This is a genomic window from Paractinoplanes abujensis (assembly GCF_014204895.1).
GTDB lineage: Bacteria > Actinomycetota > Actinomycetes > Mycobacteriales > Micromonosporaceae > Actinoplanes > Actinoplanes abujensis.
The window spans coordinates 6,233,802-6,249,081 of record NZ_JACHMF010000001.1 but is presented as its reverse complement, the minus strand read 5'-3'; the positions used below and the strand labels follow the sequence as shown (position 1 = coordinate 6,249,081).

At 71.7% G+C, this 15,280-nt stretch carries 12 protein-coding genes; 6 read left to right on the top strand and 6 right to left on the bottom strand.

The genetic code is table 11. The annotated features are described in order from the left end of the window. Positions 1-35 precede the first annotated feature (35 nt). A complete protein-coding gene (locus BKA14_RS28560) occupies positions 36-827 on the top strand; it encodes an SAM-dependent methyltransferase (RefSeq protein ID WP_184953897.1) in 792 nt (263 codons plus the stop codon). Positions 828-837: 10 nt separating this feature from the next. Beyond that, the gene (locus BKA14_RS28555; RefSeq protein WP_239093362.1) at positions 838-1,401 is read left to right on the top strand and encodes a DUF1707 SHOCT-like domain-containing protein; all 564 of its coding nucleotides are present in this window, start codon (positions 838-840) and stop codon (positions 1,399-1,401) included. 42 nt (positions 1,402-1,443) lie between these two features. On the opposite strand, the gene BKA14_RS28550 is transcribed toward BKA14_RS28555, so the two are convergent. Together BKA14_RS28550 and BKA14_RS28545 are read right to left on the bottom strand one after the other, a co-directional pair. Next, positions 1,444-2,145, bottom strand: coding sequence for a LamG domain-containing protein (locus BKA14_RS28550; RefSeq protein WP_239093360.1), 702 nt, complete (start codon positions 2,143-2,145; stop codon positions 1,444-1,446). A 4-nt stretch (positions 2,146-2,149) separates the two neighbouring features. Next, on the bottom strand, positions 2,150-3,295 hold the full coding sequence (locus BKA14_RS28545; protein ID WP_184953896.1) for a hypothetical protein: 1,146 nt from the start codon (positions 3,293-3,295) through the stop codon (positions 2,150-2,152). An 83-nt stretch (positions 3,296-3,378) separates the two neighbouring features. Here BKA14_RS28545 and nhaA point away from each other — a divergent pair, with 83 nt between their 5' ends. Genes nhaA through BKA14_RS28525 form a run of 4 tightly spaced genes read left to right on the top strand, consistent with a single transcriptional unit; the run spans position 3,379 to position 10,494 of the window. Beyond that, a complete protein-coding gene (gene nhaA, locus BKA14_RS28540) occupies positions 3,379-4,554 on the top strand; it encodes a Na+/H+ antiporter NhaA (RefSeq protein ID WP_184957011.1) in 1,176 nt (391 codons plus the stop codon). Between the two features lie 36 nt (positions 4,555-4,590). Beyond that, positions 4,591-6,513, top strand: coding sequence for a putative bifunctional diguanylate cyclase/phosphodiesterase (locus BKA14_RS28535; protein WP_239093359.1), 1,923 nt, complete (start codon positions 4,591-4,593; stop codon positions 6,511-6,513). Next, complete coding sequence (locus BKA14_RS28530; protein WP_184953895.1) at positions 6,510-7,388, top strand: ABC transporter substrate-binding protein; 879 nt, start codon at positions 6,510-6,512, stop codon at positions 7,386-7,388. The genes BKA14_RS28535 and BKA14_RS28530 overlap by 4 nt, the downstream gene beginning before the upstream one ends. Before the next feature lie 46 nt (positions 7,389-7,434). Beyond that, positions 7,435-10,494 (top strand): M4 family metallopeptidase, encoded by a 3,060-nt coding sequence (locus BKA14_RS28525; RefSeq protein ID WP_184953894.1) that lies wholly within the window; start codon positions 7,435-7,437, stop codon positions 10,492-10,494. Here BKA14_RS28525 and BKA14_RS28520 read toward each other — a convergent pair. From BKA14_RS28520 to BKA14_RS28505, 4 genes are read right to left on the bottom strand one after another with little or no spacing between them, the layout of a single operon-like run. Further along, positions 10,491-12,068, bottom strand: coding sequence for an ABC transporter permease (locus tag BKA14_RS28520; protein ID WP_184953893.1), 1,578 nt, complete (start codon positions 12,066-12,068; stop codon positions 10,491-10,493). The genes BKA14_RS28525 and BKA14_RS28520 overlap by 4 nt on opposite strands. Continuing rightward, the gene (locus BKA14_RS28515; protein WP_184953892.1) at positions 12,065-12,961 is read right to left on the bottom strand and encodes an ABC transporter ATP-binding protein; all 897 of its coding nucleotides are present in this window, start codon (positions 12,959-12,961) and stop codon (positions 12,065-12,067) included. The genes BKA14_RS28520 and BKA14_RS28515 overlap by 4 nt, the downstream gene beginning before the upstream one ends. After that, positions 12,958-13,563 carry a TetR/AcrR family transcriptional regulator gene (locus BKA14_RS28510; RefSeq protein WP_184953891.1) on the bottom strand — a complete coding sequence of 202 codons (606 nt, stop codon included), beginning with the start codon at positions 13,561-13,563 and terminating at the stop codon, positions 12,958-12,960. The genes BKA14_RS28515 and BKA14_RS28510 overlap by 4 nt, the downstream gene beginning before the upstream one ends. Positions 13,564-13,607: 44 nt before the next feature. After that, a complete protein-coding gene (locus BKA14_RS28505) occupies positions 13,608-15,272 on the bottom strand; it encodes a Na+/H+ antiporter (RefSeq protein ID WP_184953890.1) in 1,665 nt (554 codons plus the stop codon). Between the last annotated feature and the right edge of the window lie 8 nt (positions 15,273-15,280).

Sequence of the window (15,280 nt, the reverse complement as noted above, 5' to 3'; positions counted from 1 at the left end):
CCATAAATTGATCCACTTTGGATTAGAATCCGGCGATGGTCGACGAGACGCGAGTGCATTCCGCCCGCCGCTACAACTACTGGCTCGGCGGAAAGGACAACTTCGCCGTCGATCGTGAATCGGGCGACCTGATCGCCAAGAACTTCCCGACGATCCGGATCACCGCGGTCGAGAACCGGGGCTTCCTCCGCCGCGCGGTCACCCACCTCGCGGCGGAGGCCGGCGTCCGCCAGTTCCTCGACATCGGCACCGGCCTGCCCACGGCCAACAACACGCACGAGGTGGCCCAGCGCATCGCTCCCGACGCGCGGATCGTCTACGTCGACAACGACCCGATGGTGCTGGTGCACGCGCGCGCGTTGCTGACCAGCACCCCCGAGGGGCGTACGGCGTACATCGAGGCCGACCTGCGCGACCCCGGGAAGATCCTGGCCGACCCGGCCCTGCGCGAAGTGCTCGATCTGCGGCAGCCGGTGGCGGTCATGCTCATCGCGGTGCTGCATTTCATCGAGGACACCGGCGAGGCCGCCCGCATCGTGCGCACGCTGCTCGACGCGTTGCCGTCCGGCAGTTTCGTGGCCATCAGCAACGGCACGGCCGACTTCGCCGACGAGCAGACCCGGGCCCGGTTCGCCGCCCTGATGGCCCGGGGTCAGCTCGACGCGTTCGTGCGCACCGCCGACGAGGTCGGGGTGCTGGTCGAAGGGCTCGAGGTGCTCGAACCGGGGATCGTGCCGGTCAGCGAGTGGCGCGCCGACGAGGAACCCGGCCCGCGGCCGACACCGGCCGAGGTCGCGGTCTACGGCGTCGTGGCCCGCAAGTCCTAGGATTCCTCCGGTGACCACTCCGATGCGCGTGCCGCCGTCCGAACCCGAGCGCGAGCGCGCCGCCGAGCTGCTGCAGCGGGCGGCGGGCGACGGCCGGCTGACCCTGGAGCAGTTCAGCGTGCGGGTCGGCGCGGTCTGGGCCGCCGACACCCCCGACGAGCTGGCCCGGGCCACCGACGGGCTCGACCAGACCCCGATCGTCGGCTCGGCCAGCACCGTCGACCAGGTCGTCACCGTCTTCAGCGAGAACAAGCGCCGGGGCCGCTGGCGGCTGCGCACGCCCCGGCTCAAGGTGTTCACGATGTTCGGCGCGACCGAGCTCGACCTGCGCGAGGTGCTCACCGGCGCCGACGTCATCGAGATCGCCGGCACCAGCCTGTTCGGCGAGTTCAAGGTGATCGTGCCCGAGGGAGTCGAGGTCGACCTGAGCGGCACGGTCGTCTTCTCGAGCCGCAACATGCACCTGGCCGCGGTGCCCCGGGTGGCCGGCACACCCGAGGTCCGCATTCACCTGACGAGCTGGTTCAGCAACGTCGAGGTCGTCTCGAAGCCCTACAAGCTGCCGCCGGCCTAGGGTTCGGCCCAGCCGCGTTCCTGACCTGGCTGGGCGGCACACCTAGCCGATCTGCACCCAGACGTCGTCCAGCATGCCCTGGAACTGGTCGTTGTCGGCGAACGAACCCTTGCCGCCGAGGCTGAACGGGATGTGGTTGCTGACCGACAGGTCGGCCGGCAGGGTGGCCCGGCCGCGCACCACGTCGTCGACCAGGATCGTCAGGCGGGTGCCGCGGCGCCGGCACTCCAGGTCGTGCCAGCGGTCGTCGGCGACGCCCACGCCGCTGATCGCCGCGTGGATGTCGGGCCGGCGGTCGTCCACCAGCACACAACTGGGCCGGCCGGCCAGCCCGTCGATCTGCAGCTTGTACTGGCTGCCCCGTACGGAGTAGCCCTTCTGCATCACGTTCTCGCCCTTGGTGGTCTGGTCGGCGGCCAGCCGCACCGACGCGCCGAACCGGATCGGCCGCCGCCCCGGGTTGAGCTGCGCGGTGGTCGGCGCACGCAGGGCGATCCGCGGGCAGGGCTCCTGGGCACACGGCGGTGGGAAGACCAGTGCCTTCCCGCCGTTGCGGGCGACCGTGCCGAAGGTGCCGCCGTTGCGGCTGACCGGGGTCAGATCGTGGCCGTGCCCGCTGACGTCGGCCAGCGGCGACGGCCCGTCGAAGGTGTAGCGGACCGTGCTCTCCGGCTGCGCCGGGGCCGCGGTCGCCGTGCCCGCGACGAGCAGGGCCAGGGAGCTGAGCAGAGCGTGTCGCAACACCGGATCAGCCGAACGACGCGTAACGCCGCTGCGCCTGCCCGCCGATCGTGGTGAAGTCGCCGCCCGCGGCCACCGTGCCCCGGTCCGGGTTCACCGCCAGTGCGCGCACGCCGATCACGCCGTTGGCCTGCGGCGCCCACCGGCTGAGCGAGCCGTCGCGCTCGACCGCGGCCAGTTTGACCCGCCGCACCGAGCCCGCGTCGCATTCGCCGTTGTCCGCGTCGTCGCCGTTCGCGCAGGCCCGGTCGAAGTGGCCGCCCACATACGCGACGCCGTCGAGCACCGCGACGGCCTGCGCGTCGCCGTCGAAGACCCGGGTCCAGCGGTTCTGCCCGCCGGTGGAGTACGCCGCGGCCCGTCCGCCCGCGCCGCCCATCGCCGCGTAGACGCCGGAGTTGTCGACGGCCAGGGCGTGCACGAGCGCGGGGGCCGAGGCGCGGAAGCCCCGGTCGACCTCACCGTCGCCGGCCCGCACCGCGGCCAGCCGGCGGGCGGTGCTCACGCCGTTGGTCCGGTGGAAGCTGCCACCCAGATAGACCCGGTTCCCTCGTACGGCGAGAGCGTTGACCAGCCCGTCGGTGCGCGGGGTCCAGTCGTCGTCGACCCGGCCGTCAGCCAGCGCGAAGGCCGCCACGTTGCCCCGGTCGTCGCCGTCGACCTCGCTGATCGTCCCGGCCGCGTACAGGCGGCCGTGCCCGACGGCGAGCGCGCGCACACCGCCTTCGATGCTGTGCGCGAACGCGCCGGTCTCGCCCGAACCCGCGTCGATCCGGGCGATCGAGTCCCGCTCCTCGCCGTTGACCTCGTCGAAGTCGCCGCCCACGTAGACGTGGCCGGGGACGACGGCCAGGGCCCGTACGGTGCCGTCGGCCGACGGGGCCCAGTCGAGCAATTCGCCGGTGCGCCCCGAGAAGGCGGCCAGCCGGTTGCGGGTCACCGTGCGCCCCTCGATCGTCATGCGGGTGAAGGAGCCGCCGACGTAGACCGTGTCGCCGCGGTACGCGATCGCGTAGACCGATCCGTTGAACGACGGCGCCGTCCGGGCCGCGCTCGCACCGACCACGGCCAGGGCGGGCTGGGCGGTGACGCCCACCGCGAGGGCCGCGGCGCCGGCCACGACAGCCCGGCGGACATGCTCTGAGATACGCACGCCGTGTCAACGCGGCACGCACCGGAACGGCAACGCGATTTTCGATAGGGTGGGTGACGGTGTGCCGGGAAGTCTGGTCGGCGATCGCTTCGCCGACCCTGGAGACGCCCGTGCTCACCCGCCTCGCCGCTGCCCTGCGCAGTGACACCACCGCCGGCTTCCTTCTGCTGGGCGCCGCGTTCACTGCCCTCGTCTGGGCGAATTCGCCGTGGTCGGGCAGTTATCACGCGATCGCGCAAGCCGATCTCGGGCTGACCGTCGCGAAGTGGGCCTCGGACGGGTTGCTGGCGATCTTCTTCTTCGTGGCCGGCCTCGAACTCAAGCGCGAACTGGTCATGGGTGACCTGCGGGATCCGCGCAAGGCCACGCTGCCGGTCGCGGCCGCGGTCGGCGGCATGATCGTGCCGGCCGTGCTCTACACGGTGATCAACCTGGTGGGCGGGGGTGACGGCCTGCGCGGCTGGGCGATCCCCACCGCCACCGACATCGCGTTCGCGCTGGCCGTGCTGGCCGTCGTGGGCCGCAGCCTGCCGCCGGGCCTGCGGTTGTTCCTGCTCACCCTGGCCGTGGTGGACGACCTGCTGGCCATCGCCGTGATCGCGATCTTCTACACCTCCTCCCTGCACGTCGTCGCGCTGCTGCTCAGCCTGCTGCCGATCGCGGTGTTCGGGTTCCTGACCCAGCGGGGCGTCCGGGCCTGGTGGGCCCTGCTGCCCCTGGCCGCCGCCGCGTGGGCGCTGATGCACGAATCCGGGGTGCACGCCACGGTGGCCGGGGTGCTGCTGGCCTTCACCGTCCCGGTCCGCGAACCCGCGGCGGCCGAACGTTTCGAGCATGTCTGGCGGCCGATCTCGTCCGGCGTCGCCGTGCCCGTCTTCGCGTTCTTCGCGGCCGGGGTGACGGTCGGCGGCGACTTCGGGGCGGCCCTGCTCGACCCGGTCACGGTCGGCATCGTGGTGGGTCTCGTGGCCGGCAAGACCGTCGGCATCACCGGCGCCACCTGGCTCGTGCAGCGCTTCACCCGGGCCGAACTCCCGGCCGGGGTGTCCTGGCTCGACCTGCTCGGCCTGTCCGTCCTGGGCGGGATCGGGTTCACGGTGTCGCTGCTGATCGGCGAGCTCGCGTTCGGCGCTGCTCCCGAACCCAAGGTCGGCGTGCTGCTGGGCTCGCTGATCGCGGCCCTCGGCGCAACCGCACTGCTCCGCACCCGTGACCGGCACCACCGGAACTCTCAAGACGCCCGGGGCGCCGTCGATTAACTCGCCGTGTGGCGACGCGGATCAACCAGGGCGGGTGTGCGGACGAGCACGCGTCTGTTCGCCGCGTACGCCGTGGCCAGCCTGGTGCCGATCGGGACGCTGGGCGCGGTGATGCTGCACGGCACCGCCGAGGACGCCCGGCGCTGGGGTCAGGACCAGGGCCGCGCGCAGGCCGCCGTGATCGCCGAGATGGCTGTGGCGCCCGCGCTGGCCGAGGCCGACCTGGCCGCCGGGCTCACCACCGAGCAGCGGGACCGGCTGCAGCGTGCCACCGACCTGGCCATCTACAACGACTCCGTGCTGCGGCTGCGGGTCCGCGGCTTCACCGGTCAGGTGGTCTTCTCGGACGACGGCACCACCGCGGGCGGGGTCTCGATCAGCGACCCCGCGTTCCGGTCCGCCGCCGCCGGGCACACCGAGGTCGGCCTGCTGAGCGCGCCCGAGGCGCCCGCCGGTCAGGTCATCCGGGTGCTGCAACCGATCGTGGCCAGCGCCTCGGGCCAGTCGGTGGGGGTGCTGGAGCTCTACCTGCCGTACGAGCACATCGCGGCCCGCCTGCACGAGCAGAACACGGTCACCTACTGGCGGCTGGGCGGCGGCCTCGGGCTGCTCTACCTCGTGCTCGGCCTCATCTCCTGGTCGACCACGCGCTCGCTGCGCCGTTACGCCCAGCGGCAGGCGCACGAGGCGCTGCACGACGCGCTGACCGGCCTGCCCAACCGGGCCGCGTTCCACGAGCGGGCCCGCGCGGCGGTCGCGCCCGACGGCGAGCCCGGCGCCATCGTGCTCGTCGACCTCGACCGGTTCAAGGAAGTCAACGACACCCTCGGCCACCACGCCGGCGACGAGCTCCTCGCGGTCGTGGCCGGCCGGCTGCGGGCGGGGCTGCGCCCGGCCGACACCCTGGCCCGGCTCGGCGGCGACGAGTTCGCGCTGATCCTGCCGCGCAGCGACGCCGCGACCGTACGCGAGTTGCTCGACGCGCTGAGCGCGGCGCTGGCCACCGAGGTCGTGCTGGACGGGGTGCCGTTGAGCATCGAGGCCAGCTTCGGTGTCGCGCTGTATCCCGAGCACGGTCACGAGGTCGGCGAGCTGCTGCGCCGGGCCGACGCCGCGATGTATCACGGCAAGCGCGGCTCGGCCGACATCGTGGTCTACGCCGGCGAGGACATGGCGCACCCCACCCAGTGGCTGGTCGTGCAGGCCGAGCTGCGGCACGCGCTGGCCCGCGACGAGCTCGTGCTGCACTACCAGCCCAAGGTGGACCTGCGTTCGGGTGCCGTGGTCGGGGTCGAGGCGCTGGTGCGCTGGCAGCACCCGCAGCGGGGCCTGCTGCCGCCGTCGGAGTTCCTGCCCGCCGCCGAGCAGTCCGGGCTGATCGAGCCGCTGACCGCCTGGGTGCTGCGGCGAGCACTGGCCGACCAGGCCGCGTGGACGGCCGCCGGCCGCACCTGGGACGTGTCGGTCAACGTCTCGGCGCGCAACGTGGAGAAGCCCGGTTTCGCCGACTTCGTCTCGGGCCTGCTGGCCGGGCACGGCACCGCGCCGCACCGGCTGCTCCTCGAGATCACCGAGACCGCGCTGGCCGCCGACACCCGCCTGGCCGAGCAGGCGGTGATCGACCTGACCGCCCGCGGCATCGGCATCTCGGTCGACGACTTCGGCACCGGCTACACCAGCATGTCGCAGCTGCGCGGCCTGCCGATCGCCGAGGTCAAGATCGACCGTACGTTCGTCAAGGACGTGCTGGACGCGCCGCCGAGCCAGGCCATCGTCCGCGCGGTCATCGCCCTCGCCCACGGCCTGGGCAGCCGCGTCACCGCCGAGGGGATCGAGACGCCGGAGGTGGCCGACTGGCTGCGCCGGGCCGGCTGCGACGAGGCCCAAGGCTATCTGTACTCGCGCCCGGTGCCCTGGGCCGAGATCAAGACGTACGAGATCACCGGAGCCGTATCGTGAAACGTGTCCTGCTCGCCGCCGTCCTGCTCGCCGCCGTGGCCGGATGCGCCGCGCCGGCCGGAACGGCAGCCGTGCCGACCAGCGACGGAGGCATCGCGGTCGACCAGGCGCTGCACGACAGCCTGCCCGAGAGCATCCGGGCCCGCGGCACGATCCGCTTCATGACCGACGCCAGTTACGCGCCGATGGAGCAGTTCGCGGCCGACGGCCGTACGATCATCGGTTTCTCACCCGACCTGGCCAGCGCGCTCGGCTCGGTGCTGGGCGTCCAGGCCGAGATGGTGCAGGGCGACTTCCACACCGCGCTCGACGACCTGGCTGCCGGTCAGTACGACGGCGTGCTGTCCTCGATGAACAACACCGCCGAGCGGCGCAAGAAGGCCGACTTCGTCGACTACTTCACGACCGGCACGGCGATCATCGTGCAGCGCGGCAACCCCAAGGGCGTCACCGGCTTCCGCTCGCTGTGCGGCCTGGTGGTGTCGACCGAGCGCGGCACCGTGCAGGCCGACCTGCTCCACAGGTCGCAGCGCGCCTGCGGCGCCAACCCGATGACGATCAAGCTCTACAAGACCAACGCGGACGCCCTGGTCGAACTGCGCACGGGCCGCGCCGCCGCCGTCCTCAACGACTTCCCGCCCGCCGCCTACCTGGCCACTGACACCCGCACCAAGGCCTTCTACCAGCTGGCCTCGACCACCCAGTACGAGCCGGGCCTGTTCGGCATGGCGTTCGCCAAGAACTCCCCGGAGCTGCGCGACGCCGTCCAGGCCGCCTTCGACGAGCTGGTCCGCACCGGCGTCTACACCGAGCTGCTGCAGCGCTGGGGCATCGGCAGCGGCGCCATCACCACGGGCAGCGTCAGCGGCACCTGATCGTCTATTGTCCTTGCCGTCATCAATATTGACGGGGGACAAATAAATGTCGGTCAGGCGCAGCCACGCCCGGATCATCATCGCCACGGTGGCCGCCGCGGCCCTGATCGGGGCGGGCACCTACGCCGCGGTGTCGTCGCCCTCGTCCCCGTCCGGCCAGGCCCAGGCGCCGGAGACGGTTGCGGCCGGGCGGCCGACGCCGGTCCCGTCGCGCGCACCGGCCGAGGCCGGCCGGTCCACCCCGCCCGCCGCCGAGCCCGCGCAGGTCGACGCCGCGGTCAAGGTCGTCCGCGCCAACAAGAAGGTCGTTCGGGCCGTCGCGGGCGAGAAGTACCAGGCGCGCGACGTCGTGGCCGACCGGGACGGTGACCGGCACGTCCGCTTCGACCGCACCTGGAACGGCCTCGACGTGCTGGGCGGCGACTTCGTCGTGCACACCAGCGGCTCAGGCAAGCTCACCGGCGCCACTGTGGCGCAGGACGCGGCGATCGACGTCCCCCGCAAACCCAAGATCTCGAAGGCGGCCGCCGTCAAAGCGGCCAAGCAGAAGCCGGCCGAGGCCCGGCTGGTAGTCGACGCCCACGCGGGCCGGCCCGCTCTGGCCTGGGAAGTGACAGTCGCGGACCGCCGCGTGGTGATCGTCGACGCCACCACGGGCAAGACCCGGCGCACGTACGAGCTCGTGCACGCGGCCGACACGTCGACCGGGCACGGCCTGCACAACGGCGACGTCAAGCTGTCCACCACCCGTACGGCCGAAGGCGCTTTCGACCTGACCGACCCGGACCGGGGCGGCAGCTCGACGCGGGATGCGCTGAACAGCACCGCCTCGCCCACGGAGGCCAACTCGCGGGCGTTCACCGACGCCGACGACGTGTGGGGCGACGGCACGATGGCCGACCGGGCCACCGCGGGCGCCGACGTGCACTACGGCCTGGCCCGCACGTGGGACTACTTCGCCGGCACGTTCGGCCGCGCGGGCGTCGCCGGCGACGGCAAAGGCACCACCGCGTACGTGCACCACGACGTCAACGAGGCGAACGCATCCTGGAGCGACCTCTGCGCCTGCGTGATGTTCGGTGACGGCGACGGGAGCCGCAAACCGTTCACGTCGCTCGACATCGTCGGCCACGAGCTCGCGCACGGGGTCACCTTCCGCACCGCCGATCTGGTCTACGAGGGGGAGTCGGGCGGCCTGAACGAGGCGACCAGCGACATCTTCGGCACACTGGTCGAGTTCGCCGCGAACAACCCGGCCGACGAGCCCGACTACCTGGTCGCCGAGATGACCGGCCCGGAGCCGCTGCGCCGGATGGACGAGCCCACCCGGGTCGGCCGCTCGGTGTCGTGCTGGACCCCGACGATCAAGGACCTGGACGTGCACCGCTCGTCCGGCATCGCGAACAAGTTCTTCTACAACCTGGCCGTGGGCAGCGGCACGACGCAGTGGGGCAGCAGCTCCCCGTGCGGGGGTGCCGCTCCCGTCACCGGCATCGGCAACGACGCGGCCGGCGCCATCTGGTATCGCGCGCTGACCACCTACATGGTCTCCAGCACCGACTTCGCCGGCGCGCGCACGGCCACGCTGCAGGCGGCCACCGACCTGTACGGCGCGGACAGCCCCGAGCGGTCCAGTGTGCAGGCCGCGTGGCTGGCGGTCGGCGTGGACGGCTCGGGCACCCTGCCGCCGTCGACGACCGCACCCGTGATCGACCCGGTCGAGTTCGCGACGGGCCACATCGGCACGGCGGTGCAGCTTCAACTGACCGGCCGCGACCCGCAGGGGCAAACCGTCGTGTGGTCGGCGTCCGAGCTGCCCACCGGCCTCACGATCACCCCTGAAGGCCTGATCAGCGGCACGCCGACGGTCAAGGTCCGGGCGTCCGTGCGGATCGAGGCCACCGACCCGGACGGCAACCGGACCAGCCTCACGCCGGCGCCCTGGTACATCAAGGGGCCGCCGGAACCGATCTCGCCGCTGCCCGCCTCGCACACCTTCAACGTCGGCGCCGAGGTCTCGTTCCTCGTCCGCTTCGACGACTATCCCGACTATTACCTGAACGACCGGCAGCCGGTCACCGTGGAGACGACCGGGCTGCCCGACGGGCTGACCGCCACCGCCGCCCCGGAGCCGGGCATCCCCTTTATGACCAGGGTGACAGTGCAGGGCACGCCGACCCGGGAGGGCACCGGGACGTTCCGATACACCGTGACCGACGACGACGGCGAGACGGCGGTCTTCGCCCAGCCGTACACGGTCGCGCCGCCGGTGCCGCCGGTGACACCGACGGGTTATGTGCAGCCCACCGACTCCGACGGCACGGTGTTCATCCGCTGGGACTCGGCCCCCGGCGGTCCCACGGTGACCGGCTACGTCGTGCGGATCACGCCCGGCTCGGAGCGGGTGCTGCCGGCCACGACCACCACGCTCACCGTGCCCGGACTCGACCCCGGGCGGACGTACGAGATCGGCATCCGGGCGCGTGGCAACCGGGCCGACAGCGCCGAGAAGATCCTGAAGCTCGAACCGTCCGGGGCCGACGTGACGATCTCACCGCCGTCGCTGATCGCCGGTTACGCCAACCCCGTCACGCTGACCGGCACGGTCACCCCGGCCCCGGCCAACGCCGCCACGGTCGTGGTGGAGCAGAAGGCGGCCACCGCGACGACGTGGACACAGGTGGCTCAGATCAAGGCGGACGCGACGGGAGCGTGGACCCACACGGTGAACCCCACCGTGACGACGGCCTACCGGGCGTCGTACGTGCCGGCCCGAACGGGGTTGTGGCGCGCGACGTCGCCCACGTCGGCGATCACGGTCCGCTATGCCGTCACGGCCACCCCCAGCACCACGTCGACCACGGCCAACAAGACGGTCACCTTCACTGGCACGGTCCGCCCGGCCACCTCCGGCGTGCAGGCCAGCCTGCAGCGCTACACCGACGGCGAGTGGGTGACCATCCAGAGCACCCAGATCACCGCGGCCGGCAACTACTCGATCGCCCGCGCCTTCGCCCGCGGCACGTGGACCCTGCGCGTCGTGGCCACCGGCGGTGGCACCAACGCGTACGGCTTCACCCCGTCGATGAGGCTCACCGTCAGCTAGTCAGGGATGTTGCGGCGGCGCACACCGGCCAGACCCACTGCCGTCAGCGCCGCCGCCACGACCACCAACGTCACCAAGGGCAGGGCCGAAAGGTCACCGCCGGGCAGCTTGGGGATGTGGGTGAACGGGGACAGGTCGAGGAACCACTGGTCGAGCTGGAGGGTCTGGCCGACCAGCAAGATCAGCAGGCAGAGCGCGGGCGCCGCCCAGGCCACCGCGGACAGGCGGGGCACGAGGCCGAACGCCAGCACCGCGAGCGCGGCCAGCACCCACACCGCGGGCAGCTGCACCAGCACACCGCCGACGATCTCGCCCGCGTCACCTTCGGGGTAAGCGAGCGCGGCCGTCGCCCCTTCCGCCGCCAGCACCACGGCCGGGCCGAGCAGCGAGAAGAACAGGTGCGCGCCGGCCCACGCGTAACGGGAGACGGACGTGCTGAGCACCGCCTCGGCGTGCCCGGTCTGCTCCTCGTCGCGCAGCCGCAGCGTGGCCTGCACGGCGTAACAGGCCGCGATCAGCCCCACCACGCCCGCGAGGCCCGCGAAGTAGCTGTCGACCAGCGCATCCGAGCCGCCGAGACGGGCGAAGATCTCGCTCAGCCCGGCGTTGTCGGACGCGATGTCGAGCACGCTGCCGCCGACCCCACCGAAGACCAGGCCCAGCAGCGCGAACCCGGCCCCCCAGCCCAGCAGCAGGCCCCGGTGCAGGCGCCAGGCCAGCCCGAACGGCGTGCCCAACCCGGGTGGGGCCGACGCCGGGCCCAGCCGCGCGGGCAGCAGACCGGCCCCCAGGTCGCGCCGGGTCAGCAGCAGCCCGGCCAGCCCGGCCAGGCCGGCCACGGCAACGAGCGCCGCCGCGGCCGGCCGCCAGTCGTTCACCCCGTACGGGAAGAGGTGTTGCACCCAGCCGATCGGCGAGAGCCAGCTCAGCCACGCGAGCGACCCGTCGCCCAGAGCCGAGACGTCGCCGCCGACGCGCAGCACGAAAGCGGACGCGAGCGCCATCAGCCCGATCGTCCGGGCCCCGCGCGCACTGCCGGTGAGCTGGGCCGTCACCGCACCGGCCCCGGCGAAGACGCACCCGGCCAGGGCCAGCTCGGCCCCGAAGGCGAGCGAACCCGCGGCCGGCAGGCCCTGCCCCATCATCGCCGCCGTCAGCACCAGACCCAGCAGCACGCTCGCGGCGCACGTGGTGATCAGCGCGGCCGCCAGCTGGGCGTGCCGGCCGACCACGGCCGCGCCGACCAGCTCGGTGCGGCCCGACTCCTCGTCGGTGCGGGTGTGCCGCACCACCGCGAGCAGCGCACACAGCGCCACCAGGACGGGCAGGAAACCGGCCCGCCAGGCCACCAGCTCACCCAGCGACGAGCCGTGCAACGGCCCGTACAGGGTGACGAAACCCGCGTTGCCCGCGCCGACCTGTGCATACTCGGCCCGCTGGGCCGCTGTCGGAAACAGCCCCTCGAACGAGGCGACGTAACCCGCGGGGACGAGCCCCAGCAGGATCACCCACAGTGGCAGGACGACGCGGTCACGGCGCAGGATCAGCCGGATCAGCTTGCCGGTGCCGGTCATCGCTGCTCGTCCTTCTGATACTGCCGCAGGAACAGCTCCTCCAGCGACGGCGGCTGGCTGACCAGGCTCCTCACCCCGACCTCGACCAGGGTCCGCAGCGCCGGTTCAAGGGCGTCGGTGTCGACGTCGAAGCGCACCCGATCGTGATCGAGCCGGAAGTCGTGCACCCCGGCCAGCGAGGCCAGCCCGTCCGGCGGCCCGGTCAGCTCGGCCTGGATGGTCGTGCGGGTCAGGTGCCGCATCTCGGTCAGTGTGCCGGTCTCGACCGTACGGCCGTCGCGGATGATCGTCAGCCGGTCGCACAGCACCTCGACCTCGGCCAGGATGTGGCTGGAGAGCAGGACCGTACGGTCGCCGCGCCGTTTCTCCTCCAGGACGACCTCGCGGAAGACCTCCTCCATGAGCGGGTCCAGGCCCGAGGTCGGCTCGTCCAGGATCAAAAGCTCCACATTGGACGAAAGGGCCGCGATCAGGGCGACCTTCTGCCGATTGCCCTTGGAGTACGTGCGGCCCTTCTTGCGCGGATCGAGCTGGAAGCGCTCCAGCAACTCCGCCTTGCGCCTCGGGTCGAGCCCGCCGCGCAGCCGGCCGAGCAGGTCGATCACTTCGCCGCCGGTCAGCGCGGGCCACAGCGTGACGTCACCCGGCACGTACGCGAGACGTTTGTGCAGCTCGGTCGCCTCGGTCCACGGGTTGCCGCCGAGCAGGCGGACCGTCCCGCCGTGGTGCCGGGCCAGACCGAGCAGGATGCGGATGGTGGTGGTCTTGCCAGCCCCGTTGGGACCGAGAAACCCGTGCACCTCGCCCGTACGGACGTGCAGGTCGAGCCCGTCCAGGGCGGTGACCTTGCCGAACCGTTTGACGAGCCCCGTCGCTTCGATGGCCTCGGTCATGATGCGTCCTCCCCGGCGGCGATCCGGTCGATGGCGGCCCGAGCCTGCAGGGCCTGCGCTTCGGTGATGAGGGGTTGCGAGAACACGTCGAGCGAGGCCCGCAGCATGCGAGCCCAGCCCTCGCGCTGAGTGACGTCGACGCCGAGTGCCCGCGACATGAGGTCACTCATCGTGAACAGCGACATCTTCATCACGGACAGCGCCGCGACGAAGGCCCGCGCATCTTCGACCTTGAGATCCGTGGTGGCGAGCCAGCTTTCGCCGAACTCGAGCATGCGGTCGAACATCGCGGTGCCGGCGGGTGAGCCGTCCAGGATGGAGCGGATGAGATAGCTCTGGAGCAGCCGGGTCCGCGGCGTGAAGCCGTCCAGGGAGGAGAACTCGGTGAACTGGCCGCTGACTTTGGTCAGCTCGTGGAGCGCCCACTCGTCGCAGGCGTCACGCAGCCCCTCCTTGGAGCCGAAATGGTGACGCAGCAGGCCGGATGACACGTCGGCCTGCTGCGCGATGTCGCGGATCGTCGCGCCCTCGACGCCACGCTCCGCGAAGAGCTCGATGGCGGCGTCACGGATGCGGGCACGGGCGGTCAGATCGCTACTCACATGTGTAGGTTACTACACACGTGTGTAGCGAACGTGCCACGTTTTCAGGCGCGGCCCCGGTCGGGCAGCAGCCGCTCCTCGTGGTCGAGCTCCCGCTCCAAAATGCGCAGACCCTCGTCGTTCAAGTTGCCCGCGTCACGCCAGCGCAGCAACTCCTCGCGCTGCGCCTCGATCACCTTGCGCCGCACCATCAGCGCCGCCTCGTACTGCGGGGACACCGGCACCTCGTCCGACTCCGCCTTCTCGAGCATGTCCAGGCGGCGGCGGTACCGCTCCAGCCGCACCTCCAGCTGCTTACGCATGTGTTCGATGGCGACGTCCTCGACGTGGTCGTGCTGCTCCTCCTGGATCTCGTCGAGCCGCACCAGGGCCGCCTCCACCGACGCCGACCGGGCCTCGTTGCGCTCCCGGGCCTCGTCGGTCTTGTTGGCCCGCAACCCCAGCCACTGCACCAGCGGAGCAAACGTCAGACCCTGACCCAGCAGCGTCACCAGCACCACCACGAACGCGCAGAAATGCAGCAGGTCGCGCTGCGGCACCGTCTCGGGCAGCGTGAAGATGGCGGCCAAGCTGATCACGCCACGGGTGCCGGCCCAACTTAGCGCCGTCACCTCCTTGCCGGTGAGCGCCTTCTCCCGCATGCGTTCCTTGCGTGCCGGGTCAGCCGAGTCGTCCTCGCCCATCGGGTCACCACCCAGACGCATGTGCAGCGACCGCGGCAGCAACTGGGTCAGGATCAGCCACAGCGGGCGCAGCACAAGCGTCACCCCCACCGTGACCGCCACCGCGATGACGACGGTCGAGGTCTCGTACTCGCTCAGACCCTCCACCACCGTGGGCAGCTGCTGACCGATGAGCAGGAAGACCAGGCCCTCGAGCAGGAAATCGACCAGCCGCCAGACCGCGGTGGTCTGCAGCCGGCTGGCCGCCACACTGTGCCGCGACGAGTCGTGCCCGATGATCAGACCGGCGATGACGACGGCCAGCACACCCGAGACGTGCACCGACTCGGCCAGCACGTACGCCGCCAGGGGAGTGGCGAGCGAGATCGCGTTCGCGGTGAGCGGGTCGTGCCGCAGATGCCGGAGATAACGGACGATGTACGCCACCACGATGCCGGCAACGACACCGCCCGCCGCCATGATGAAGAACTCCAAGGTGGCGGACGGGAACGAGAACCCGTCCCCGTCGGTGGCGGCAATCGCCACAGTCAGAATCGTCAGCGCGGTCGCGTCGTTGAGCAGACCCTCGCCCTGGATCAGGGTGATCATCTTGGGCGGCAGCCCGGCACGGCGGCCCACGGCCAGGGCAGCCACCGGGTCGGGCGGGGCCACGGCGGCGCCGAGCGCGATCCCGGCCGCGAGCGTCGCCCCGGCCACGAACAGGTTCATGCCGACGCCGATCAGCAACGCCGTGGCCAGCACGAGCAGGACCGACAGGCTGACGACCGTACGCATGTGCCGGCGGATATCGAGCAAGGACGCGTCCAGCGCCGCGCTGTAAAGCAACGGCGGGATCACATACGTCATGATCAGCTCGGGTTCGAGCTCGACGTTCGGCCCCGGCAGCACCGCGTACGTGATGCCGACGATCGTGAGAAGAGCGGCGGCCGGCAAGCCCGTCTTCTCGGCGACCACCCGGATCGCCACGATCACGCCGACGGCGGCCAAGATGAAGAGCAGGGATTCCTCGACGTGCACGGTGAACATCTTTCCCT